Annotated in this window: 23 protein-coding genes; 11 read left to right on the top strand and 12 right to left on the bottom strand. The window is 33.3% G+C overall.

The genetic code is table 11. The annotated features are described in order from the left end of the window. A partial coding sequence (locus AC0NBN_RS03735) for a fibronectin type III domain-containing protein (protein ID WP_474467091.1) occupies positions 1 to 2,318 on the bottom strand: 2,318 nt, incomplete at its 3' end. Between the two features lie 430 nt (positions 2,319 to 2,748). On the opposite strand from AC0NBN_RS03735, the gene AC0NBN_RS03740 reads away from it, so the two are divergent. Together AC0NBN_RS03740 and AC0NBN_RS03745 are read left to right on the top strand one after the other, a co-directional pair. Further along, positions 2,749 to 4,872, top strand: coding sequence for a Tex family protein (locus tag AC0NBN_RS03740; protein ID WP_160812523.1), 2,124 nt, complete (start codon positions 2,749 to 2,751; stop codon positions 4,870 to 4,872). A 10-nt stretch (positions 4,873 to 4,882) separates the two neighbouring features. Then, positions 4,883 to 5,461: an RDD family protein gene (locus AC0NBN_RS03745; RefSeq protein WP_160812524.1), complete on the top strand. Its 579-nt coding sequence runs from the start codon at positions 4,883 to 4,885 to the stop codon at positions 5,459 to 5,461. A gap of 62 nt (positions 5,462 to 5,523) precedes the next feature. On the opposite strand, the gene AC0NBN_RS03750 is transcribed toward AC0NBN_RS03745, so the two are convergent. Then, positions 5,524 to 5,700 (bottom strand): histone H1, encoded by a 177-nt coding sequence (locus AC0NBN_RS03750; RefSeq protein ID WP_130913526.1) that lies wholly within the window; start codon positions 5,698 to 5,700, stop codon positions 5,524 to 5,526. Positions 5,701 to 6,003: 303 nt separating this feature from the next. Here AC0NBN_RS03750 and AC0NBN_RS03755 point away from each other — a divergent pair, with 303 nt between their 5' ends. From AC0NBN_RS03755 to AC0NBN_RS03775, 5 genes are all read left to right on the top strand, one after another. Then, entirely contained in the window at positions 6,004 to 7,194 is a 1,191-nt protein-coding gene (locus tag AC0NBN_RS03755; RefSeq protein ID WP_143884289.1) for a hypothetical protein, read from the top strand. A 226-nt stretch (positions 7,195 to 7,420) separates the two neighbouring features. Continuing rightward, a complete protein-coding gene (locus AC0NBN_RS03760; protein WP_160812525.1) occupies positions 7,421 to 8,215 on the top strand; it encodes an SMI1/KNR4 family protein in 795 nt (264 codons plus the stop codon). A 334-nt stretch (positions 8,216 to 8,549) separates the two neighbouring features. After that, positions 8,550 to 9,530 carry a hypothetical protein gene (locus AC0NBN_RS03765; protein ID WP_160812526.1) on the top strand — a complete coding sequence of 327 codons (981 nt, stop codon included), beginning with the start codon at positions 8,550 to 8,552 and terminating at the stop codon, positions 9,528 to 9,530. Between the two features lie 157 nt (positions 9,531 to 9,687). Next, positions 9,688 to 10,140 carry a GNAT family N-acetyltransferase gene (locus AC0NBN_RS03770; protein WP_160812527.1) on the top strand — a complete coding sequence of 151 codons (453 nt, stop codon included), beginning with the start codon at positions 9,688 to 9,690 and terminating at the stop codon, positions 10,138 to 10,140. 161 nt (positions 10,141 to 10,301) lie between these two features. Beyond that, positions 10,302 to 10,538 (top strand): hypothetical protein, encoded by a 237-nt coding sequence (locus AC0NBN_RS03775; protein ID WP_312345202.1) that lies wholly within the window; start codon positions 10,302 to 10,304, stop codon positions 10,536 to 10,538. 94 nt (positions 10,539 to 10,632) lie between these two features. On the opposite strand, the gene AC0NBN_RS03780 is transcribed toward AC0NBN_RS03775, so the two are convergent. The 3 genes from AC0NBN_RS03780 to AC0NBN_RS03790 all read right to left on the bottom strand — a co-directional run bounded on the left by AC0NBN_RS03780 (position 10,633) and on the right by AC0NBN_RS03790 (position 13,899). Further along, positions 10,633 to 12,774, bottom strand: coding sequence for a catalase (locus AC0NBN_RS03780; protein WP_160812528.1), 2,142 nt, complete (start codon positions 12,772 to 12,774; stop codon positions 10,633 to 10,635). A gap of 174 nt (positions 12,775 to 12,948) precedes the next feature. After that, a complete protein-coding gene (locus AC0NBN_RS03785) occupies positions 12,949 to 13,176 on the bottom strand; it encodes a hypothetical protein (RefSeq protein WP_143884292.1) in 228 nt (75 codons plus the stop codon). Positions 13,177 to 13,302: 126 nt separating this feature from the next. Then, a complete protein-coding gene (locus tag AC0NBN_RS03790) occupies positions 13,303 to 13,899 on the bottom strand; it encodes a Crp/Fnr family transcriptional regulator (protein WP_160812529.1) in 597 nt (198 codons plus the stop codon). Positions 13,900 to 14,294: 395 nt separating this feature from the next. Between AC0NBN_RS03790 and AC0NBN_RS03795 the strand changes: the two genes are divergently transcribed. From AC0NBN_RS03795 to AC0NBN_RS03805, 3 genes are read left to right on the top strand one after another with little or no spacing between them, the layout of a single operon-like run. Then, on the top strand, positions 14,295 to 14,759 hold the full coding sequence (locus AC0NBN_RS03795) for a PA2169 family four-helix-bundle protein (protein ID WP_143884294.1): 465 nt from the start codon (positions 14,295 to 14,297) through the stop codon (positions 14,757 to 14,759). Positions 14,760 to 14,779: 20 nt separating this feature from the next. After that, complete coding sequence (locus AC0NBN_RS03800) at positions 14,780 to 15,004, top strand: hypothetical protein (protein WP_143884295.1); 225 nt, start codon at positions 14,780 to 14,782, stop codon at positions 15,002 to 15,004. A gap of 56 nt (positions 15,005 to 15,060) precedes the next feature. Continuing rightward, positions 15,061 to 15,657 carry a YciE/YciF ferroxidase family protein gene (locus AC0NBN_RS03805; RefSeq protein WP_143884296.1) on the top strand — a complete coding sequence of 199 codons (597 nt, stop codon included), beginning with the start codon at positions 15,061 to 15,063 and terminating at the stop codon, positions 15,655 to 15,657. A 52-nt stretch (positions 15,658 to 15,709) separates the two neighbouring features. On the opposite strand, the gene AC0NBN_RS03810 is transcribed toward AC0NBN_RS03805, so the two are convergent. The 6 genes from AC0NBN_RS03810 to AC0NBN_RS03835 all read right to left on the bottom strand — a co-directional run bounded on the left by AC0NBN_RS03810 (position 15,710) and on the right by AC0NBN_RS03835 (position 19,790). Further along, a complete protein-coding gene (locus tag AC0NBN_RS03810; protein ID WP_143884297.1) occupies positions 15,710 to 16,087 on the bottom strand; it encodes a response regulator in 378 nt (125 codons plus the stop codon). 158 nt (positions 16,088 to 16,245) lie between these two features. Further along, positions 16,246 to 17,709: an OmpA family protein gene (locus AC0NBN_RS03815; RefSeq protein ID WP_160812530.1), complete on the bottom strand. Its 1,464-nt coding sequence runs from the start codon at positions 17,707 to 17,709 to the stop codon at positions 16,246 to 16,248. A 292-nt stretch (positions 17,710 to 18,001) separates the two neighbouring features. Beyond that, positions 18,002 to 18,211 carry a hypothetical protein gene (locus tag AC0NBN_RS03820; RefSeq protein ID WP_160812531.1) on the bottom strand — a complete coding sequence of 70 codons (210 nt, stop codon included), beginning with the start codon at positions 18,209 to 18,211 and terminating at the stop codon, positions 18,002 to 18,004. A gap of 50 nt (positions 18,212 to 18,261) precedes the next feature. Then, positions 18,262 to 18,519, bottom strand: coding sequence for a hypothetical protein (locus tag AC0NBN_RS03825; protein WP_160812532.1), 258 nt, complete (start codon positions 18,517 to 18,519; stop codon positions 18,262 to 18,264). A gap of 112 nt (positions 18,520 to 18,631) precedes the next feature. Further along, complete coding sequence (locus AC0NBN_RS03830) at positions 18,632 to 19,084, bottom strand: ferritin-like domain-containing protein (RefSeq protein ID WP_160812533.1); 453 nt, start codon at positions 19,082 to 19,084, stop codon at positions 18,632 to 18,634. A gap of 109 nt (positions 19,085 to 19,193) precedes the next feature. After that, positions 19,194 to 19,790, bottom strand: coding sequence for a Crp/Fnr family transcriptional regulator (locus tag AC0NBN_RS03835; RefSeq protein ID WP_160812534.1), 597 nt, complete (start codon positions 19,788 to 19,790; stop codon positions 19,194 to 19,196). Between the two features lie 210 nt (positions 19,791 to 20,000). Between AC0NBN_RS03835 and AC0NBN_RS03840 the strand changes: the two genes are divergently transcribed. Beyond that, a complete protein-coding gene (locus AC0NBN_RS03840) occupies positions 20,001 to 20,171 on the top strand; it encodes a lmo0937 family membrane protein (RefSeq protein ID WP_130913537.1) in 171 nt (56 codons plus the stop codon). Between the two features lie 500 nt (positions 20,172 to 20,671). Here the strand turns inward: AC0NBN_RS03840 and AC0NBN_RS03845 are convergent, their stop codons facing one another. After that, on the bottom strand, positions 20,672 to 22,384 hold the full coding sequence (locus AC0NBN_RS03845) for a helix-turn-helix domain-containing protein (RefSeq protein WP_160812535.1): 1,713 nt from the start codon (positions 22,382 to 22,384) through the stop codon (positions 20,672 to 20,674). Positions 22,385 to 22,595 lie beyond the last annotated feature (211 nt).

Raw genomic sequence — 22,595 nt, forward strand, 5'->3', positions numbered from 1 at the left:
CACCTGGTAACATAATTGGCTCCTAAAGGCGGAGTCGACGAAACTAATGCCGTGGTGTGGGTTGAGGTCACATTAACAGGAGTTGGAGGCGCTGTTGTACAAGGTAAAAGGTCAATAAATTTAATTTCATAATCTTCTACCTCGCCATTGCTTGTTAAATTAGCACACGCATCGGAAGGAGTAAGAAAATATACGATCACCCGCATCTTAATCTTACTTGGTCCAGAATATGCATCTACAGGAACTGAAAAACTTGCAGTAACAGGAGTTGTATTAGAATATCCCAAATTCATAATCCTCTCTCCTCCCGGTGTTCCGACAGGATTGTTATTAAATATTCCATCTCCGTTAAAATCAATCCACGCATATGTAGAATATGTTCCCGAAGCAATAGACCTTCCTACAGAAAGTGTATTATTATTAGTTCCTCTTATTAAAGTAATTGTTTTTGTTGGATCTGTTGAATAATCTGTGTAAGTACTTGGTCCTGAAGGATTATTAGTAGCAGGAACATAAGTACCTATCATAGAAATATTACTGATATAACCATTCGTTACCGTTGCTGTTCCAGAGCCACAATACGTAAGAGCAGGGGTAGTAAAGTCAACAGGTGTAGAAAAAGCTCCCTGAGTTCCACATATTGTTGCCACTTCTACCTGATATTGTGTCTGCTCTATCAATCCTGAAAGCGTTACGTTATTTACAAAAGGTGTAGTAACATTAATCGTTTGCCAAGGTCCTGAAGGCAGCACCCTGTACCGTACAACATAAGTTGCTCCCTGACTTGCAGTCCATGAAACCGAAGCTGATGTAGCGGTAACATTGTTAACCGTAACATTAGCAGGAGGCGCATTAGTACATGGTGCCAAAATAGTTCCTACCAACTGAAGTCTCGGAAGAACCGAATATCTGCTGGTCGCAGTTGGCGGATTGGCAGGATCAGGATTATTGGTTGTATTGTAATAAAGCATTCCTCTATTGGCTCCTGCACTGTAACTTCCCCAATTAGCAGTACATGATGTGCCTGTAGAGTTTTCATCAACCGCAACTACTACATTACTGGTTCCATCCCATAGGAATGGTGTTGCGAGCGGTATCTCCACCCAGGTTCCGGCGGTCATTGCAGGAAGTATTCCCGAATAAACCTGAGTCATAGCTCCTGCAGAAATCCAGCTGGTTGTAGTAGAAAAATCATTTTGAGCAGTATTGCCCATATAAACCACCCATTGATTATAATTTCCTTGAGTTGTTGCCGTACTGGATACAAAAAACCTGATTGACGTGATATAATTGTTAGTTCCTACTGCTGCTGAAACTTCAGCACCTGTATAGATTTGCTGAGAATAATTAAATCCTGAACACGAGTAAACAGGTAAAAAAGCGTGCGTTGCAGTTCCGCCACCAATCTGACCCGGTGTAAAAGGTTCTCCTTCCACCCAGACTGACTTATCAGAAGCAGAGCATACCGATCTCACCCACCAGTAATAAGTTGTTCCTGAAACCAGAGGAGAAATCGAAGCCGATGTCCCCGGAATTATAGTTCCGACTGTTCCGGCTGTTGGTGGAGTATTAGTAGTTGAGTAATAATACTCATAACCACCTGCAGGAGCAGGAGCAGGAGCCAAAGGCGCAGCCCAGTTTAGCGTACCTGAAGTCGGCTGTACATTAGACACAGGAAGAGTAACCGGCTCAAAACAGCTCGGAGCCTGAATCACCTGGATCTCATCCAAAAGCACATCATCGTAAAAATAACCATTACCCGACACGTCTTTATCAACTGTAAATTTAAGCTGTACAGTAGATCCAACATAACTTGCAGCCAAAGCAACACCTACCGTTCTCCAACCAGAATCGTTGCTGTTATCAGACCAAATCTGAACCCAACCACTACCATCGTTAACAGCCAGTTTGAGTTCATTGTTTGAGTAATTAGGAAGCGTTCCTGTAGATGAAGTGAGATGATTTTTAAACCATTCAAATTTCACATAAGGATTCGTAAGTCCTGTAAGATTAATCTGCGGACTGATAAGCTCAACATTATTTTCGTTGGTATAAGGCGAGCTTGCATCTACCCACGCAAAAGTTCCCGCAGGTTTACCTCCGTTTCCAGTGGCTCCATAACCTGCAGAACCGCTAAATTTCCATCTTGCGTTTGCACTAGTGGATGTTGTTGTGGGATTTTGGTTTGTCCAGCAGGCAGGAAGTGATCCCGTGCTGAACGACTGTAAAAACGGGACGGGTAACGGCGCACAGGTTTGTGCCGAAACCTTGAACTGCATACACAGCAAGAGTCCCAGAATCATTAGAAATCTGTTCATAATTGTTTAGAATAATGGATTAGTAATTTGTTTAAAAAACTTCTTCGACTAAGAAATTTTAAATTTTTCGTAATAGAAATAAAAATAGTAGAGGTTTTCCCCATAGGCGATAATTTATTTGTTATTGAAACCAAATATAGGTTTTTTATTTTAATTAAAATATAAAAAAAGATGTATTTATTTTAAAATATTAACAAAAATAAAGCAAATTAATCACTAATTATTTATCAAAAAATACCCCAAAATAAAAAAAACTATATTTTAAATATTCAAATATTAAAATAACATTAAATTGTCAGTATTAGTAAAAAAACTAATTACAGAAAATTTTTCTTTTAAAACAAAATAGTTTCAGGCAGAAATAATTAATGCAAATGATATCTCAAAGCTTTAATAAAAAACCAGTAATTTAGCCATCCTAAAAATGACAATGAACGCAATAGCCTACATAAAAAATAACGTTACTGTACCGGAAAAAAGTATAACGGCAACAATCAGACTTTTATCTGAAGATTGCACCGTCCCTTTCATTGCCCGTTACCGAAAAGATGCAACGGGAAATTTGGACGAAACACAAATTGAGCAGATTTTAAAGCTTAATAAGCAGTTTGAAGATATTGTTAAAAGAAAAGAAGCTGTTCTAAAGTCTATTGAAGAACAAAATTATTTAACCGCAGATCTGAAACAAAAAATTGAACAAAGTTTTGACATTCAGGAGATTGAAGATTTATATTTACCTTTTAAAAAACGCAAAAAAACAAAAGCTGATGCAGCCAAAGAAAAAGGACTTGAGCCACTGGCAAAAATCATCATGAGCCAAAAAGCAGATGATATACAGTTTTTAGCCTCAAAATATCTGAATGAAAATGTATCTTCCGAAGAAGACGCTTTACAGGGAGCAAGAGACATCATTGCAGAATGGATTAACGAAAACATGTATGTCCGAAAAAATCTGCGCCGGCTTTTCCAGAGGAAAGCCATGATCACTTCCAAGGCTGTAAAAGCAAAAAAAGACGAGGAAGCTGCACAAAAATTTTCTCAATATTTTGAATGGGAAGAAAGCCTCACCAGAACTCCTTCTCATCGACTTTTGGCAATGCTGAGAGCAGAAGCAGAAGGCTTTGTGAGAACCAACATCAGTATCGACAAAGACGAAGCATTAGAATTTATTGAAAACGCAATTATAAAATCTGATAACGAGTGTTCTGAGCAGATTTCATTAGCTATAAAAGACAGCTACAAAAGATTACTGGAGCCGGCAATTTCTAATGAAGCCCTACAGGAAGCCAAAGAAAAAGCAGATAAAAAAGCCATCGAAATTTTTTCTGAAAATCTTGCGCAGCTTCTGTTGGCTCCGCCATTGGGAGAGAAAAGAATTTTAGCCATAGATCCGGGTTATAAAAGCGGCTGCAAAGTAGTCTGTCTGGATGAAAAAGGCGATTTGCTGCACAACGAAACCATTTATCCTCATCCTCCGCAAAATGAAAGCGGAATGGCAATGAAAAAAATCCGCTCTATGGTAAATGCCTATAACATTCAGGCAATTTCCATCGGAAACGGAACGGCAAGCCGGGAAACGGAATTTTTCATCAAAAAAATCGGTTTCGACAAGCCAATTCAGGTTTTTGTAGTTTCAGAAGCCGGCGCTTCGGTGTATTCGGCAAGTAAAATTGCGAGAGATGAATTTCCCAGTTTTGATGTTACCGTTCGCGGAGCCGTTTCTATCGGACGAAGACTTTCTGACCCTTTGGCTGAACTGGTAAAAATTGATGCAAAATCAATCGGGGTCGGACAATATCAGCATGATGTAGACCAGACTTTACTTAAAAACGAACTGGATTCTACGGTAATGAAATGCGTTAATTCGGTTGGAATTAATCTGAATACAGCCAGTAAATCTTTATTAAGCTACGTTTCGGGAATCGGAGAAAAAATGGCAGAAAACATTGTGAATTACCGGACAGAAAACGGCGCATTTGAAGACCGGAAACAATTGAAAAAAGTTCCGAGACTGGGCGAAAAAGCCTTTCAGCAGGCAGCGGCTTTCGTAAGAATTCATCATGCCAAAAATCCGCTGGATAATTCTGCCGTACATCCCGAAGCCTACGGAATTGTTGAAAAAATGGCAAAAGATTTAGGCATAAAAACAAACGAACTTATTGCTGACAAACAGAAGATTGCTTTGATTCAGCCTGAAAAATACATTACAGACCAAATCGGGATTTTAGGAATACAAGATATCCTGAAAGAGCTGGAAAAACCCGGACTTGATCCCAGAAAAGCGGCTAAAGTATTTGAATTTGACCCTTCCGTGAAAAAGATTTCAGATCTGAAAATCGGAATGATTCTTCCAGGAATTGTCAATAATATCACTGCTTTTGGATGTTTTGTAGACCTCGGAATTAAAGAAAGCGGTCTTGTACATATTTCTCAGTTGAAAGACGGCTTCGTTTCAGATGTTAACGAAGTGGTAAAACTTCACCAGCACGTTCAGGTAAAAGTAACCGAGATAGATGAAGCCAGAAAAAGGATTCAGCTCAGTATGATTTTGTAATACAATTCAATTGAAAATTTCAGAAATAAAGGAAAGAAAAATCATCCACAGACCTACGCTCAGCTTTGATGATTACGGAAAAAGGATTTATCATTCGTACGAATATTATTTACCGTATAATCCGGGGTTTAAAGGAAATGAAACCCAGAGACTGTTCGCAAAATGGATAGATATGGCATTATTTGTTGTTATCTTTCATTATGCATTCAGCATACAAATCATTGCGGGCATATTGCTGTCCATAGTTTGTGTCATTATTTTAGGATCGCTGTCCGAATTTTATTTCGGAACTACTTTAGGAAAAAAGATATTTAGGATAAAAGTTATTGATGATGAAGGAAATTATCCCGATTTTCGGACCTCGTTTAAGAGAAATATTTTATGTCTGGCTAATCTGTACCCCAATTTTTCTGAAGCAACTTCCGGAAGTATTGCCATGGGAACACGTACCACAATACAAATGCACTTTAGCATGCATCTGAACAATAAAATGTGTACAACATACATTATCAAAGAAAGCAAGATACCGGAAATAAAAAGTCTTCTGGAAGATACCCGATCAGCAAACAACAGTCATCGTATCTACTGAAAGTTATTTACCTGAATTTTACAATAAAAAAACAGAGCCGGCTTTTAGAGCCGGCTTCATTATTATTTTTTTGATTCTTCAACAGAAACTTTTCTGAATTCTTTGAACAATTTGCTTAGTTCCAAAGCTGATTTACGAGCTCTTGTACCTGCTGCCTTGTTACCTTTTTCTGCTTGTTGGCTTGCTTCTGTTGTAAACGCTTCAAACTCCGCGTTGATTTTTTCGATAAGTTCTTTCATGTTTATAATAATTTTAGGATGCAAATATATGCTTTCAGATGGTTTCCGCCTAACATCAAAAAGAAAAAAACAGTGTAAAATGAATATTTATGGTATTTTCTTCAGCCTTTAATGGCATTTGAGAGTGAAAAACGCATTGCAGCAACGTGGCAGAGCAGAATTTATTACGGAAAACCTTAATTTTTGTTAAGTGGGTTTTCTTATATTTGAGAAATTATAATCTAGATTTACGCATTGCGTTAATGGTGGGTTGACGCAATGCGTGAATGTAGAAGATATAGCCAATTATACAAACAGCAGAGAATGACTGGAAGATACAAAAAAAGCATATTAGAACTTTTATCAAACCTCCATGAATCAAAAATAAATCCTTTCGAGAATATCGAAAAATGGTTAATTCTACAGGAAAAACTCTTAAGTAAAACTATTTACATTGAAAATAGAATTCGAACATGTAAAGAAGAAATTAAGGAATTACAAAGGGTAAGAAAAAATCCAGCACAAAGATTATCAAAAGAAGAATCGATAAATGTAAAAAGTAAAATTAAAGAATTAGACTATAATATAGATGAATATCATTGGCTTCTTTTGATTTTAAAAAGTATTGGAGACGGTATTGCTTTTACCTTTATTCATAAACTTGATATTAAACCACAGAATTTTAAAGAATCACCAGGATTTCTTTCTGGAAAGAAAGGTTTAATTCTAGAGAAAAAAATATTAAGACATTCGTTTAAAAATGGTTTAATTGCTATTCTTAATGATTTGACATCTGTTTTAAAATATGCAGATGTAACTATGATAACCGAGGATGGATTTTTCCCTATTGAGGCTAAATCTAGTGAAATGGACAATGAAAGGATTCGAAGACAAGCCGAGAAGACAAATAAACTATATAAATATCTTGAGGAGGACGAAATTGTTAATTTATATGGTGAAGATGGGCAGATTATGCGAAGAGTCGCATTGTGCAGTGATGAGATTAATTATCAAAAAGAATTTAGCAATTTACTTGAATCAGCAAGGGTTAAAGGATACGATTCTTATAAATTTGAAGATGGATTTTCATGTATAGTTGCATTTAAAGAATTTGACACGAATGAAGTACTTGATAGTGTTGTAAAAGGAGAAGGTTTTACAACTCCATATTTTTTTCATTTAAACATGTATAAATTTATGGGATATGGATATTATCCATTTTCGTTATTATTCAATTCAGCGGAACATTATTGGGATTTTTTGGAAGGAAATATAAATGTGATAGTTTTTATAGATTTCTCGGCAATCGAAAAAATTTCAGAAAATTACGGATATAATGTAGAAAGAGCTAAAATGGAAGATTACGCTTTTACCTTTAAATCTAAAAATGAAAAAAATGAAGTCTCATCATTTAGTATGTCTGAACATTTCTTTTTTAGAACTTTTATGGAAATGGTATCATTAAAGTGGTTACTAAATGACACTTTTCTAAGATTTAAGAATAGAATCGACTAAATAACTGGCCATAACAAGGGTTTGGCGAAATGGAGGGTTAAAGTTATAACTTCAACATTTACACATCTTTCGCCGCATAAGCCGATTTTATTTTCTTTTTCATAAATTAGCAAATTGAAATCAGCTTATGCTACTGTGGTGCAAAAGTGAATTTTTGTACTTCCTTTTCCGCCACTGTCGCCAAGCCCCAAACCTCTATCTGTAATTTTACACTAACCACGCAAAATTGGAAAAAATTGAAAAAAATTTATACAAAGAATATTTTGAAACTTTAAAATATTATCTAACAATTCTTAATATTGATAAGGATAAAAGAATACTTGGTTGTACAGAGGAAGAAATAGAAAGTATAAAATCTAAAAAAGAAAATTTTCCACTTGCATATGAAGAATTTTTGCGAAGTATTGGAAAATCTTTTTTATTTGAATTTATGAATGCCGAAAATATGGCATTTGAGGATTTAGATTATATCAATGAATTTGCAAATGAAGTATTTAGCAATAATTCCTTGGAATTAGAAGATGAGTTTGTAGTAATTTCAGAAAGAAGAAATGATTATATATCTTTAATTTTTACGGAAAATGAAAACCCTCAAGTTTGGATTATGAGTGAGTGTTGGGATAAAAAAAATGGAGAGAATTTATCAATTAGAACAGAATCATTTACAGATTTAATGAATCTATTTTTTAGAGAAACATTACAAAATCATACAGCGTCTTTTCATTTTGTTTCAAGTAAAATAAAAGATACTGAAAAATATATTCGGAATAAATATATTTCCTGGGTCAAAGGTCTAAATCAAATAAAAGAAAAAATTGATGATAATAAAACTGACAATAGTTTAGTTAATCAACTAAACCAGTATTTTCTCAATTATTATTTACCTAATAAAAATACCTTTGATAAAATATTGAATGATAATAAGCCTGAACAAAGTAATAAAAATCAGGAAAAATTACTACAGAAGATAGTAAAATACAGCAAAAAAAATACAATTCTGAAAAAAAACAATCGCTATTAAAAGTATTTTTAAATTTTTTTAAATAAAAACTACAGACAACAAGATATTGCTATAAGCGGAGCTTAAATGCCTCTACAGAAGATAATGGATTGGGAGGTAATATTATGGACCCAAGAGTTGCAACTAGTTTTCCGACAGTAAAAAGTGCGTTAGAAGATTTAGTAAGTGCCTTGTAAAAAAGAAGGCAGCCGTTAACAAGGGTTTTTGTAATAGTAGAGGGAACTATAAATTCAGCAGTTGTGTTTGAATTCAACTTTTCTGCAAATAGAAGTTTTATGCTTGAATTCCGCCCACCATCAACACACAGCAAGTTCTGCAATATATTACTAAAAAAATGAAGAAAACAATAATTGAAACTAATTACACACAAACAATTTGTTGGTTCAACAATACAATTATAGATATTGCTTGTGCTGGAAAAATTTATTATGAAAATGGCTATGTAGAAGAGATGCATAAATATCATTTCGGCTCAAATTTCGATTGCTCAATAATTTCAGAAAATGGAATTTATGCTTTTATCTACAATAAAAAAGGAACAAAAGGTTTACTTCTCAAAAATGGAGAAATATTAAGAGAGATTAATCGCTCATATTATCACGCTAATGATAATGAGTATCCTGCAGCCTTTTTTACTCATGACAACGGAAAAACATATTTAATACATTGTCCAAATGAATATTGCAGAATTGATTTTGAAAATGTTGAAACTGGAGAAATTATTACAAATATTCCTGAGAGAAATCCAAGTGATTTTTTTCATTCAAGATTTGAAATCAGTCCAAACAATAAATATTTGTTAAGTAAAGGCTGGGTTTGGCATCCAGTTAGTTTAATCACAGTTTTTGAAATAGAAAAATGCTTTGAAAATCCTCTATTACTTGATAAATCTGAAAACGAACCAAAAGTTGGTTCTGAAATTAACACCGCAAGTTTTATAAGTGGAAACGAAATTCTAATTGGTTGTTCAGAAGAAGAACCTTATGATGAAGATTTAGCAGAAATTCTGCCTGAAAATAGTGTTGCAATTTGGAATATTGAAACAAATGAAATATCAAAGCCAACGAAACTAAATTTTGAATTTGGAAATCTATTTGCAATTGACAAAAAATATGCTTGGGATTTATACAAATTTCCAAAACTTATAAATATTGAAAGTGGAGAAATTGAATTTAAAAATGAAGATTTATTTTGTGGCAGTCAAAAGTCATCAATAATTAGTAATTTAGATAATGAACCAAGAGTTGCATTTGATAGAAAAACAAAAAAAATTGCAATAACAACTAAAGGAAAAATAGAAATTTACAGTAAATAAAACAAACGCACAACATCAGTTTGGCAAAATGGCGGGTTCAGTAATTTAGTTTTCAAAAGAATTTTAGAAGTAAGTGCTTTTAAATCCGCCACATCGCGAAGACGAAAAACCCTTAGTAATAATTTTAGCAAATCCCAACAGAGAAAACTTAAGAAAAATGTATACTACTAAACGCACAAATTCAGACAATTTAGATTTTCAAAAGTTAGTTTTTGAACTTGACAAAGATTTGGCACTTAAAAATGGAGAAACGAATGATTTTTTTGCTAAATATAACAAAATTGACCTTATTAAAAATGTTGTTGTTGTGTATGAAGCAGACCAAGCCGTTGGCTGCGGAGCAATAAAAGAATATGAAGATGGGATTATGGAGATTAAGAGAATGTTTGTTCAAACTGAAAAACGTGGTAAGGGAATAGCCGGAAAAATATTAGCTGAATTGCAAATTTGGGCGAAAGAATTGGGTTATAGAAAATGTGTTTTAGAGACCGGAGACAAAATGGTAGAAGCAATTGGCTTGTACAAGAAAAATAATTTTGTAATTATACCAAACTACGGACAGTATACTCACATAGAAAGTAGTATTTGCTTTGAAAAAGAAATTCAATAAAACATACCATATTGTCGTGTGAAAATTAAAAAATTTTGCCGAAAACAAAAGTAAAGTCTGACAACGTAAAGGAAATTTTTTCTGTATCTAAACAATAGTATTTTCATTAATATGAATAAATACATAATTTTATCATCAAAATTTAAAACGCATAAAAAGTCATGAAAATTAAATTATTCCTCATTTTTCTTTTTGCTTTTACCTTTGCCTTGGCTCAGGAAAATTCAGGTAATACACAAGACATCTCACATACCGTTACACAATCCGGAATCGGGTTGGGTTCTGTAATTGCCGTTGTTGCATCCTGGGACAGAAACAGATCTATATTATGGGCTATTCTCCACGGAATTTTGGGCTGGCTTTATGTGATTTATTTTGCTTTGACCGATAACAAATAAAAGCACCTTGTAAAAATACAAAGTGCTTTAAGTATCAAATATCATATTCTATGATCACGGATCTAAAATGACCTTCATAAAGTTGTCATCTTTTTTATTTCATTCCGTTTCTTTGTTTTTCCAGCTTCCAGGCTCTGTGAGAGGCAATTGCTGAAATGAAATTCTGATCTCCACTGTTGTTTTCCTCAAGAATTACTGCATAATCCTCATGTTTTTTGGTGTAAATGTCCGTGTGATCATAGATAAGCTCTGTATGATTCCCGAAATAAATTGCCTTACAGTGACGGTAAGCTTCGTTGATGAAATCCAGTACGCCGTTTTTATAATCAGGCTGAACCCAATGATGGGTAGAATTTTCTCCAGAAACCACATACACAGCATCAAAACAAACGCTTGCCGTACTCGTAATGGAATGATGAGGCATAAATGTGGTGCCGTTTTCACCTTTTACCGGAATCATTTCCGGAGCTACAAACTCTACTACTCCACCCTGCTCTTCCAGTTTATTCTTAAGACCGGAAACACTTTCATCGTTAAAACCGTCTGCAATCAGAAAAGCAATTTTTCTGCTTTTAATGGAGTCTTTTATCGTATTTGCCATGCTTAACGCTTCAGAGACTTTTGTTTCAGGCTCACGCTCTTCACTCTGCAATGATTGGGGATCTGCATCTGCAGGAATACTTCCGTTGGGTTTTTCCAATATTTTTATTTCCACACCAAGCTTTGAAGCTACTTTTTGAGCCAGTTCCTTATCAATAAAGTTAAGCTGACTTACCATTCTCTCACGAATTGCCGGAATTGTTACTTTGGTCAATTCAAAAATCAAAGCTTTCTGTAAGTGTTCTTTTTCATAATCCACCTGACTGTTGTAAAACAATTTTGCCTGAGAATAATGATCAACAAAAGATTCACTTCTTGCTCTGATCTTTGTTCCGCTTATTTTTTCGCCATACGAAGCAAAGCCGCCATCTTTAATCATTGCCTGAAAAGGGCATCCTCCGCCAATAGAATTAGGCTCATAGCTTACCTTTCCTTTTGCAATCTGCTGTCTCATATGACCGTCACGCTGATTGTTGTGAACTGTATTTATTGATCTGTTGATAGGAATTTCGTGGAAATTCGGCGATCCTAATCTGGAAAGCTGGGTATCTGTATACGAAAACAATCTTCCCTGAAGAAGAGGGTCATTGGTAAAATCTATTCCCGGCACTATATGCCCAGGATGGAAAGCAACCTGCTCTGTTTCGGCAAAAAAGTTGTCGGGATTTCTGTCTAAAGTCAATGTACCGAAAATCTCAACGGGCACAACTTCTTCAGGAATAATTTTGGTGGGATCCAAAAGATCGAAATCAAAATCAAATTCATTTTCCTCAGGCACAATCTGCACTCCGAAATCCCATTCCGGGAAAGCTCCTTTTTCTATTGCTTCCCAAAGATCACGACGATGAAAATCAGGGTCAAATCCTGAAATTTTCTGAGCTTCCGGCCATGCTACAGAATGAACTCCCAGTTTTGGTTTTAAATGAAACTTAACAAAAGATGCAACGCCTTCACTATTAACGAATCTAAAGCTGTGAACACCAAAACCTTCCATCATTCGGTAACTTCGCGGGATGGCTCTGTCGCTCATCAGCCACATAATCATGTGCATACTTTCCGGCATTAATGAGATAAAATCCCAGAATGTATCATGTGCCGACGAAGCCTGTGGAATTTCATGATCAGGTTCTGGCTTTACGGCATGTACCAAATCCGGAAACTTGATGGCATCCTGTATAAAAAATACAGGTATATTATTAGCCACAAGATCGTAATTTCCTTCTTCTGTATAAAATTTTATGGAAAAGCCTCTTACATCTCTTGCAAGATCGGTACTTCCCCTGCTGCCTGCTACTGTTGAAAATCTTACGAAAACAGGAGTTTCTTTGCCGGCTTCAGACAAAAATTTTGCTTTGGTATATTTTTCCATGCTTTTGGAGAGTCTGAAAACTCCATGTGCACCAGATCCTCTTGCATGTACAATTCTTTCTGGAATTCTTTCATGGTCAAAATGGGTAATTTTTTCTCTCAGGATAAAATCTTCAAGAAGTGTTGCTCCTCTCTCATCTGATTTGAGTGAATCCTGGTTGTTGTTGATTTTTAAGCCTTGGTTTGTCGTCAGTTTTTCACCGGAATTATCGGTGGTATATTGTTGTAACTGATCAACTTTCGGATTGTTTAAATTGTCTTTTTTCATAAAATATTGGTGATTATATTCAAAAGAATACCTTCCTGAAAAATTTATTGTCAGGTAAGTATAAAGTAAAATTTTAGCTGAATAAAATGTTCAGCTAAAACATAAGGTATTTATCCATTACAAACATCCGCAAAAATGCTGTAAGGGATTGATGGTTTTAATTATAAAACTTTCTTAGCGACGATTAGGAGAGGCAACACTATCTCTCATCATTTGTGATGAGTCCGGTCTTCCTTGAGCATTTAATGCTGCAGTGTCGGAAGGCGGAAGTGCCATAGATGTATCTGTTGACATATCTGCTGAATTCATAGTATCAGTCTGATTGTCTACCTGCGTTTTTTCTTTTGAACAGCTGATTACAGTAAGCCCAAGAATAAGGGCACAAAAAAAATACGTTTTCATATAAGTAATATTTATTGGTTTTGGTTACCCAAATTTAACCTTAAAATAACTTACATCTTATGACTTCAATCATATCAACTTTATTTTACAAAGAGATTACATTAGAAAAGATAATTTAATCAGAAATTATACACATATTTTTCCGTTACAAATTTTGAGCAGATTTTCTTTTTCTAACTTTTTGACGGTTCGAATTACAGTCTCTACTCTGAGACCTGTAAGACTTGCCAGCTGCTGCCTGGAAAAAGGAACAATATATTTGAAAGGTTCCGGCTGTTTATGATGGTGTTTCAGAAGTTCAAAAACTTTACAGATTCTGTATGACGGTTTGTTTTCTGATAAAGTACTCAGCATTTTGTGACGATAAAACATCCTGTCTGAAGTATATGCCATAATGCTTTTCATAATTTCGTCACAAGACTCTATCAGTTTGAAGAAATTTGATCTGGAAAGCTTCCAGATTTCTGTATCTTCAATGGCAACAGCATTGATGCAGTAAGGATGATCACTCCATAAAAAGGTTTCGGCAAAACAGTTTCCAATGGTTGGAAGACTGTGTATAAACTCGCTTCCATCGTCTCGATAAGTATTTAGCTTAACAAGACCTTTAGAAATCTGGTAATAAAATTTTGGATAAGAATTTTCTAGAAAAATGGTTTCACCTGCTTTGTATAACTGTATTTCAGCATCATTTTTAATGAGTATTTCTTCATTTATAACCATAAATTTTCTAAAGTTTATTTTTATGAAAGTCAGGTATCTATAAGTACACCTGTAGAATTTTAAAAGCAAGCAAAAGTATCATAATAACATCAAAAAAATTATGATCAGCAACATAAACCCGCTAAATAGAAGATAAAAAAAATTTAATTTTCACATACCACATATATTATGCTTGGCATATTGATTGCAAGTTATACAGTACACCATCACCAAATATATTAATATGAATCAACTTGCCTGCAAATCGTGGGCAAGTTTATTTTTATATTTAAGTATGGAAATTCTGTTGTTTATAAAACATCAATTATTGGCGTTATACTTATAAAATAATATCATTGCATACCACAAACATTTTCAGAGGCATACAAATTGTAACTTCATTCTAAAAGTATACAATGGAAAAAGCAGAAACCACCAATGTTTTAAACGATCTTCTACAAATAACCAACGACAGAATCAGAGGTTTTGAGAAAGTGGAAGGAAAAGTCTGGGAAAATTACTCCGGATTAAAAGGTGAATATGAAAAAATGATTTCACAGTCTAAAATGATGAAAGTTGAAATTATTAATCTTATTACGGAAAGAGGAGGAGATCCTAATGACAGTACTACGGTAGCGGGAAATCTTCACAGAACCTGGATTGACATCAAAAATTCGCTTCCTACAAGCAATAAAGACATGGAAACGCTTGAAAATGTTGTTTTTGGTGAAAAAAATGCTATTGAAGCATACGAAGAAGCTTTAAAAAGCGGAAATCTTGATAACGATAGCCATAAAGTAATTTCTGATCAGCTTAATAGTCTTAAAATTTCTTATGAACAGTTCAGTGAAATTGAAAAGTATAAAAGCAGAGAAGATTAATTTAAACAAATAAGAATACAATGAATTATCAGGAAGCTTTAGCTCATAAAAAAGAGTCATTAAAAAATGCCGACAAAAATGTTCTGGATATGTTTCATCTCGTCATTGCTCCTGCGAATACAGATGATGCCAAAAAGTTTATGGATGATTACCTGAAAAATCCGAGTGATTTTGATGATGAAAGCTGTAAAAATTACTCCTCGGATAATGAGTATGAAGTAATGAGTTTTAAAAAAGAAAATTGATTTTCACATGGTCTGATAATTGTAATTAATGAAAGTAAATCATTTAAAATATTATTATGGAAACAAAAAATGCAACTGCTAAAAAAAGCACAGCGAAGAAAAACACTAAAAATACTACAAAATCTTCAAAAACATCATCATCGAAGACTGCTGCAAAAAAAGACGCAGCTAAAGATCTGAAAGATTTATTTGAAGATTCATTAAAAGATATTTATTGGGCAGAAAAGGCACTTTCTAAAGCGCTGCCAAAAATGCAGAAAAATGCAACAGATCCTAAACTTAAAAAAGCAATCGGCGATCACCTGGAAGAAACAAAGGAACAGATTACCCGTCTTGAAGGTTGCTTTAAATCTTTAAAAAAGAAAGCGCAGGCAAAAAAATGTGATGCAATGCAGGGATTGCTGGATGAAGGCAAAAGCATCATGGAAGAAACAGAACCCGGTGCAGTAAGAGATGCCGGAATCATTGCTGCCGCACAAAAAGTTGAACATTATGAAATTGCAACCTATGGAACTTTAGCTGCGTATGCCAAAATACTTAAAGAAAAAGACTGTCTAAAATACCTTATTGAAACACTGGACGAAGAAAAAAACTGCAATAATCTTTTAACGAAAATTGCTGATACCAATCTGAATTCAAAAGCTATGAAATAAATTTTCAGACAGTAAAAAAAATATCCTTCATAATAATGATGAAGGATATTTTTTAATGGCTTAATCTTTCGGCATAAAGATATTTTTCAACCATTCTTTCAAGCTTATTCAGATCAAATGGTTTAGCAATAAAATCATCAGCCTGAGCCTTTTTTGCGAGTGAACTTATATCGCTGTTAGCGGTCATGTAGATCACCGGAATATTTTTATAACTATCTTCATTTCTTAAAAGCTTCAATGCTCCTATTCCACCAATCTCGGGAATCCAGTTATCCATTAAAATTAAATCCGGAAAAAAAGCACCTACCCGATCCAGAATATCCTGAGAGGTCTGGGAGATTTGCACTTCATAACCGTTCTCTGCAAAAATAATTTTGAAAACATCAAGAATGGACTGATCATCGTCAAAAATTAGAATTTTCTTTTTCATATCTCAAATATTTCACTTCAAAATTACTCCCTAAACGAAATACCATATTATGACTTGAGTAATGTTTTATTACAAATAAATTCCTTATAGTAGATATATTATAACAACAAAAAGACCGCCATTTTATATGGCAGTCTCACATTTAGAAGTAATTATTTTTATTTTGCTTCAAAATATACTCTTCTATTAGCTCTGTTTTTCCATTCAGGACATTTAGAAGCCGGGTCACATTCAGGATATTTCAGATCTTTCTTTCCATTTCCTTTAGAATTTAGCTTAGAAGCCTCTACTCCGTTTCTTACTAAATAATCTTTTACGTTTCTAGCTCTTTTTTCAGATAAATTTTGGTTGTACGCTTCCGTTCCTCTGGTATCTGTAGCACCAATTACAGTATAACTTCCATTTGAAGAATTGATGTAATTAACTGCATTATTTAAAATTGGTGTATTAGAAGGTAAGATTTTATCTGAGTTAAGATCAAACTCGATTCCGTCTAATTTAGTTTCAGCTTCAGAAACCATTCCACCAGTATTGTTTGCCGGTCCTGTAGGACATCCCTGATTTTCAACCGGTCCCGGAACAGTTACACATTTATCATACAAATCAATCACTCCGTCCATATCTACATCCAAAGCAACACCTGCACCGTCAACTCTTGCACCTGCAGGAGTATCAAGCTGTCTGTCCCAGTCATCACAAACTCCGTCATTATCGGCATCACCGCTTTTACATACTTCAAGATCGTTTACTTTAGATTCCAAAACATCCATTTTGTAGTAAATTTCCTGTAGCGGATCATGCCACATCAAATGAGAATCGTGTTTTCCTAAGTTGATGCTAAGACCTAAAGTTGCATTGAAAAAATTGTCTGAAACCTGATCTTCTCTTCTGTTGATAGCACTATATTGTTCTCCTCCACCATCAAACTGATCGTCTGTGGTTACAACATACATTACTCTACCTTCAAGATCTACTTTGTTGCTGATTTTATATTTAAGACCGGCTCCCGCTTGTCCGAAAAATGAAAATCCGCTGAATGGCTTCACTTCAGTCATTAACCGTTGCCCAAATTCGTCTTTCTGATATGCTCTGTAAGCTAAAGTTCCGATACCAGCATATCCATGAAGTGCCCATCTGTAAGGAGATTTGTTATCAACCCTTCTTAAAAGGTTTGAGAAATTAATATCTCCCAATAAAGATATTGCATCGTACTGCGTTCTGGCTCCTACCTGCTGAGTAACAGATGCGTTTGCAGGTGCATCGTCTTTAGTATTGAACCATCCTTGTCTTGTTTCACCGCGGTCATACTGCAATTTTAGACCGAAAGCATGAGTAATAGCTTTATCAACACTAAAATAAGCTGAATAACCAAAAAGATTTTTACCGTTTCCGTTTTTAATTGAAGTAAGATCTGCGGACTGCATCAACGGTACCCCGGCTCCGAAAGAGATTGACCAGTCATTGAATCTTTTAGAAGACTGATTAAAACGTTGTACATTGGCAGAACCAGAACTAAATGTGTTCGGATATTCAGTATTATCCACAACTTGTAAAGAATCCTGCGCCAATGCTGCAGTAGGAACTGCAATGGCAAGCGATAAAATTGCTAGTTTTGATTTCATATAATTTATTTATTTGATTGTTTAATTCTTAAAAAAAATTGAAAAGATGTTAATTATAAAATTTTATGATAAAACATTAGAAAATTAACATAAGTAGTGTGCCGTCTCATATCCAATTACCATACCAAAGAAACAAAATAAAGGTTTTAAGTTTATTATTTAAATCATATTGTATTATTAAAAAAATAATGATTTATAAAAGTTGATAAATAATTAATTTTTTTTCAAAATGATTGATTTATATATTTTTCAATGAAAATAATAGAATGATACATTTATGGTAATTGATAATTTAAGCACATGACCTTGAAAAAATTTCACGTCCCAAATAGAACAAAAGATGCAGAGAGTTTGACGGTACAAAAAGCTGAATGTTATTAGAATTAATCATTTTAAACTTCCAGCTGTATTTTTTACAGTAATGAAGTATTTGCTGTAGCTCATTATCCAGCAGAGCAAGTGTTACAGAAATTTCCTGATTATCAATAGTAGATGGATACATATATATTCTGATTGGTCTATCTTCCCTTTGCAATCAGCATGCCACAGAACTCACTCGTCTCTAAAAACTTTTATAGATTCATCCGGGAAAATGATGGCAATTTCGACAGCAGATTCAAAATCAATTATATGACTTGTATTATCTTCATCTTTATTGTCAAGATTATATATGGTAACTTCAAAAGGATCATGTGTTATAACAGCAGGTTTACCTTCAACGACTTTTCTTTTTTTATATAAAACTCTTACATTTTGAATAAGTGAAGTATTATCAATAAATTCTTTTTTTAGCTCAAAACTTATTTCCATAGATTATTTATTAGGTATTAAAAAAACAATCCTAAAAATCACTCTTTAGGATTGCAAATTTGTAACATGTGATCAATAAGGATCACAAAATCAAAAATTAGAAATTTGAATTTTAATTTTTCATTTCGTTTAAGTTACTGAATTTGTTATAAGAAGATTTTAGATGATGAAGTTGATCGCTCACAATTCTTGAGCTTTGCGGACACAAATCTCCACTGTCTAAAGCATCCTGATATGCGTCTATTGCTGCTTCTTCACCAAAAACCACATTTTCTAAAGTAGACTCTGTTTTATCACCGGAAAATGAATTTTTAACATCAATCCATGCTCTGTGGATTGCTCCTGCTGTACTTGTAGTATTGTCTGCATCTCCGCCTTTTTCACGGATAAGACTCATCAGTTCAGATTTCATGGTTTGCGACTGACTTACCATCTGATCGTAATCTGCTTTCAAAGGAGAATACGTTTCCCAAACTTTGTCTTCTACTTTAGAAAATCCTTCAATTCTGTCGTTTGTAATGTTCAGTAGATCGTTTAATACTGAAACTGTTCTTTCGTTTTGCATAAAAATATTTTTTGTGATGTGCTTACTTTCTTGCAACGACCATACCATTAAAGACATTTTATAATTAAAACTTAAAGATGTGGTATATTTTTAAGTCAATTATTTTTTTTTAAACATAAATTTTACGATTGATAATTTTTAGAAAGTTTTCTTTTTCCAGCTGTTTCACAGTACGGATAACTGTTTCCACACGTAATGCCGTTAAAGAAGCCAGCTGTTGTCGCGTAAGAGGAATTTCATATTCAAATTTTTCGGAATCCTCATTATAGCTTCTATAGTAATCTAAAGCTCCTTTCACTCTTACTGCTGGTCTTAGAGAAGAATTGTTATCAAGCATTATATATTTGTGATAAAGTCTTTCTGAAAGAAACTTATTGATATCCCTGGAAACATGAGGATTTTCATCTAACAACATCTCAAATTTTGCTTTATGCAGTTTCAAAATTGTACATTCTTCGAACGTAATTGCATTTACAGGATATGTTTTATCAATAAAAAGCAAAAGTTCACAAACACTTAATCCTTTTTCCAGAATCGCAAAAATAAGTTCTTTACCTTCTTCATTATAATTGTTGAGCTTAATTCTTCCTTCCACAATCTGATAATAGTATCGGGGACTATCTCCTTCACTAAAAATAACATGGGACGGCTGAAAAGTTTCGGTTTCTGCTCCGTATCTCATAAGAAGATCTTCATGTATCAGCATAGCTTAATTTTTTTAGGTTTAATAAAGTATTCAAAGAAAGTATCTGTTATAAGCATCTAACAACAATTATTCCAATGCAGGAATAATTTTAATGTATAAAAACCAATCATATTTCTATTTTTTAAAAAATTTTGCAATTTTTTTGAATAAAACTACATAAAGGCATAAAAAGTGTATTGTATGAATACAACCAAATAAAAATTATATATTATGAGAAGTATTTTGTGGCTTGTAGCCGTTATCTGCATCATTGCATGGCTTTTAGGAATGTTGGGAATTATTCCCGGAATGGACACAGGAAGTTTAGTACATGTCTTATTAGTAATTGCAGTAATCGTTATCGTGATTAATTTACTTACGGGACGAAAACCACTTAATTAAACTAAACAAATTAAAAGAATAAACAGCTGTCAATCGGCTGTTTTTTTTTGCTTTTAACTAAGAAACAATAAAAAAGAGTATTTTTTTAGTTATATAACCGGAGGCTTCAGTTTATATATCATCAAATTATTATTTAATTTTCAAATATTTGAAAATCAAACATTTAAAAATGAATATACCATTCTAGTTTTATAAATTTTTACGTTAATATTTATAAATGCTACCCACACTTGTTTGCCAAAGAAAATATATGCTTTTATATTTGTTACAGAAAAACATGAGACACTAATCATTCATATATAACTTTTCATCATTCAGTTTTCATGTAGAATATCAGGGTTCGGACAAGCTAGGAACATGAACCCTGTTCTCTACAATTCCAGAAAATTTTTTTTGATGAAAATCACCATTTATACCATCACATTATATTAATAAAAAAATCTAACCTTCTTTGCGAAGGTTAGATTTTATTTTTTGTAAAGTATAACTTTTTCTAAGAATTATTCTTTTGATTCTTCCAGCTCACTGATTCTTTTCTTAATAAAATCTGCCGGTCTTATACCATTTTGTTCAAGAAAAATATTAGAGAAACTTTGCCGGTTACTAAAACCAGCCGCTGAAGCAATGTGTTCAATTGAATACTTTCTCCACTCCTTATCATGATAAATTTTCTCGGTAGCGAAATTGATTCTTAAGACATTAATATAAGTGTTGAAGTTACTGCCTTTATATTCATTAATTACTTGTGACAGGTAAGAAGTATTTGTTTTAAACTGTTCAGCTAATTTTTTTAATGTCAAACCTTGTTCAAGGTAGCCTTGATTTTTTTCAAAGTTCTGTATGTCTTTCAATAATTTTTCAACAATACTATTATCAAACTTAATATTTTTCTCAGAATCAGCTATTGGCTCTTGCTTTACCGGAATTTCAACCGGCTGCTGTTGCTGCTGTTGCTGTTTTTCTTCCATTTTCTTTAGCAGATCTTCATAGCTTTTTTGGATTTTTTTCTGTTTCTTAAGCCTCATATAAATTACAAAAGCAAGAAATCCAATAACAACTACACAAAATAAAAGCAATATTTTACTGAAGGAATTGCTTTTTTCTAAATCTTCTTTAGTATCCAAAAGCCTTTTGGTATCATATTCTTTATAGACACGTGTAGATAAATATTTAAAATCAGCTGCAATGATGCTATCCGCTTTCAATAGCTGATTAGTATAATACAATTCCTCCTTATGATTTTCTCTTTTCTTGTAAAATTCTATGAGTTCTTCATAATTTGTTCTTAATTCCGGAAGAATAAAGGTGTTTTTATTGAAAATTGAATCTACTTTTTTATAGTTCTCAACTTCTTTATCATGATTTCCAAGAATTTCATAACTTCTACCTTTATAATAATAAATATATGAAATCCATGTAAAGTCATTAACTTTAATTAATTCAGGCAAAGATTGATCAAAATATTCAATGGCTTTATTATAGTTCTTCTTTCTAAACTCTGAAATACCTATGCTTTTATTGAAATAGCTCTTTTCCAGATAAAAATCTTTAGAATCAGGTAAAGTCTTTATTCCTTCTTTTAACAATTGATCAGCCTGCGCATTCTTATCAAGCATCTGATAACAGACAATCGCTTGGTGAAGTGAGTTAAAATAACCCTTTCTATTGTTAAATAAAAGGTTTTTGTGCAGATTATCACTCAGCTTTGTTTCAAAATACCTTATGCAATCATTAAAAATTTCTAGAGCTTCGTCATAGTACCCTAAATAACTTTTAACAACACCAATATGATATAAATTTTGATATTTTAAAAAGTCATCTTTAGAATCTTTTAAGTGCTCATAAGCTTTTAAGTATTCTTCTAAAGCTAACTGAAACTTTCTCTGGTTAAAATAATATATTGCACCTTTACTTAAAAAAGCATCACCAATCAAATCTTCATCTCCTGATTTTTTTGCTGCTGCTATTGCACTGTCTGCGTACGTTAATTTACTATTTGATGAATATAGTATTGCATCTTTATATGCTTGAAAAAGCTCTTTATGGTTATTTTCTGACTTAGCTTTCTTTATATATTGATTAATAAATACAAATGCTCTTGAATCATTTTCTTCAAAACCGTAATATTTCTCTCTCAATTTAGAATAATAATCCTGTGCATACAGTAATACAGTAAGCATAATAAAGAAAGAAGTAAAAATTTTTTTAATCATTGATATCTCCCTGACAAATTTTCATCAAAAATACATAAAAACTATTTATAATAAGCTATTTTAAACTGATCTGTTTAAATTTTTAAACAGCATTTTTTTATTAATGCTTTTATTACAAATTGTAAAAATTTATAAATCAGACCCCCTGTTTCTTGCTTTAAGTACAGATTTTGACTACTTTCGAGCATCTAAAATTATCAAAAAATAGTAA

The sequence above is a fragment of the Chryseobacterium sp. L12 genome, assembly GCF_056133985.1.

What these genes read in the sequence shown, in the direction of transcription:
- AC0NBN_RS03740 (WP_160812523.1), top strand. Translation starts at nt 2,749, where the DNA reads ATGAACGCAATAGCCTACATAAAAAATAACGTTACTGTACCGGAAAAA.
- AC0NBN_RS03750 (WP_130913526.1), bottom strand. Translation starts at nt 5,700, where the DNA reads ATGAAAGAACTTATCGAAAAAATCAACGCGGAGTTTGAAGCGTTTACA.
- AC0NBN_RS03755 (WP_143884289.1), top strand. Translation starts at nt 6,004, where the DNA reads ATGACTGGAAGATACAAAAAAAGCATATTAGAACTTTTATCAAACCTC.
- AC0NBN_RS03765 (WP_160812526.1), top strand. Translation starts at nt 8,550, where the DNA reads ATGAAGAAAACAATAATTGAAACTAATTACACACAAACAATTTGTTGG.
- AC0NBN_RS03770 (WP_160812527.1), top strand. Translation starts at nt 9,688, where the DNA reads ATGTATACTACTAAACGCACAAATTCAGACAATTTAGATTTTCAAAAG.
- AC0NBN_RS03775 (WP_312345202.1), top strand. Translation starts at nt 10,302, where the DNA reads ATGAAAATTAAATTATTCCTCATTTTTCTTTTTGCTTTTACCTTTGCC.
- AC0NBN_RS03780 (WP_160812528.1), bottom strand. Translation starts at nt 12,774, where the DNA reads ATGAAAAAAGACAATTTAAACAATCCGAAAGTTGATCAGTTACAACAA.
- AC0NBN_RS03785 (WP_143884292.1), bottom strand. Translation starts at nt 13,176, where the DNA reads ATGAAAACGTATTTTTTTTGTGCCCTTATTCTTGGGCTTACTGTAATC.
- AC0NBN_RS03790 (WP_160812529.1), bottom strand. Translation starts at nt 13,899, where the DNA reads ATGGTTATAAATGAAGAAATACTCATTAAAAATGATGCTGAAATACAG.
- AC0NBN_RS03795 (WP_143884294.1), top strand. Translation starts at nt 14,295, where the DNA reads ATGGAAAAAGCAGAAACCACCAATGTTTTAAACGATCTTCTACAAATA.
- AC0NBN_RS03800 (WP_143884295.1), top strand. Translation starts at nt 14,780, where the DNA reads ATGAATTATCAGGAAGCTTTAGCTCATAAAAAAGAGTCATTAAAAAAT.
- AC0NBN_RS03805 (WP_143884296.1), top strand. Translation starts at nt 15,061, where the DNA reads ATGGAAACAAAAAATGCAACTGCTAAAAAAAGCACAGCGAAGAAAAAC.
- AC0NBN_RS03810 (WP_143884297.1), bottom strand. Translation starts at nt 16,087, where the DNA reads ATGAAAAAGAAAATTCTAATTTTTGACGATGATCAGTCCATTCTTGAT.
- AC0NBN_RS03815 (WP_160812530.1), bottom strand. Translation starts at nt 17,709, where the DNA reads ATGAAATCAAAACTAGCAATTTTATCGCTTGCCATTGCAGTTCCTACT.
- AC0NBN_RS03820 (WP_160812531.1), bottom strand. Translation starts at nt 18,211, where the DNA reads ATGTATCCATCTACTATTGATAATCAGGAAATTTCTGTAACACTTGCT.
- AC0NBN_RS03825 (WP_160812532.1), bottom strand. Translation starts at nt 18,519, where the DNA reads ATGGAAATAAGTTTTGAGCTAAAAAAAGAATTTATTGATAATACTTCA.
- AC0NBN_RS03830 (WP_160812533.1), bottom strand. Translation starts at nt 19,084, where the DNA reads ATGCAAAACGAAAGAACAGTTTCAGTATTAAACGATCTACTGAACATT.
- AC0NBN_RS03835 (WP_160812534.1), bottom strand. Translation starts at nt 19,790, where the DNA reads ATGCTGATACATGAAGATCTTCTTATGAGATACGGAGCAGAAACCGAA.
- AC0NBN_RS03840 (WP_130913537.1), top strand. Translation starts at nt 20,001, where the DNA reads ATGAGAAGTATTTTGTGGCTTGTAGCCGTTATCTGCATCATTGCATGG.
- AC0NBN_RS03845 (WP_160812535.1), bottom strand. Translation starts at nt 22,384, where the DNA reads ATGATTAAAAAAATTTTTACTTCTTTCTTTATTATGCTTACTGTATTA.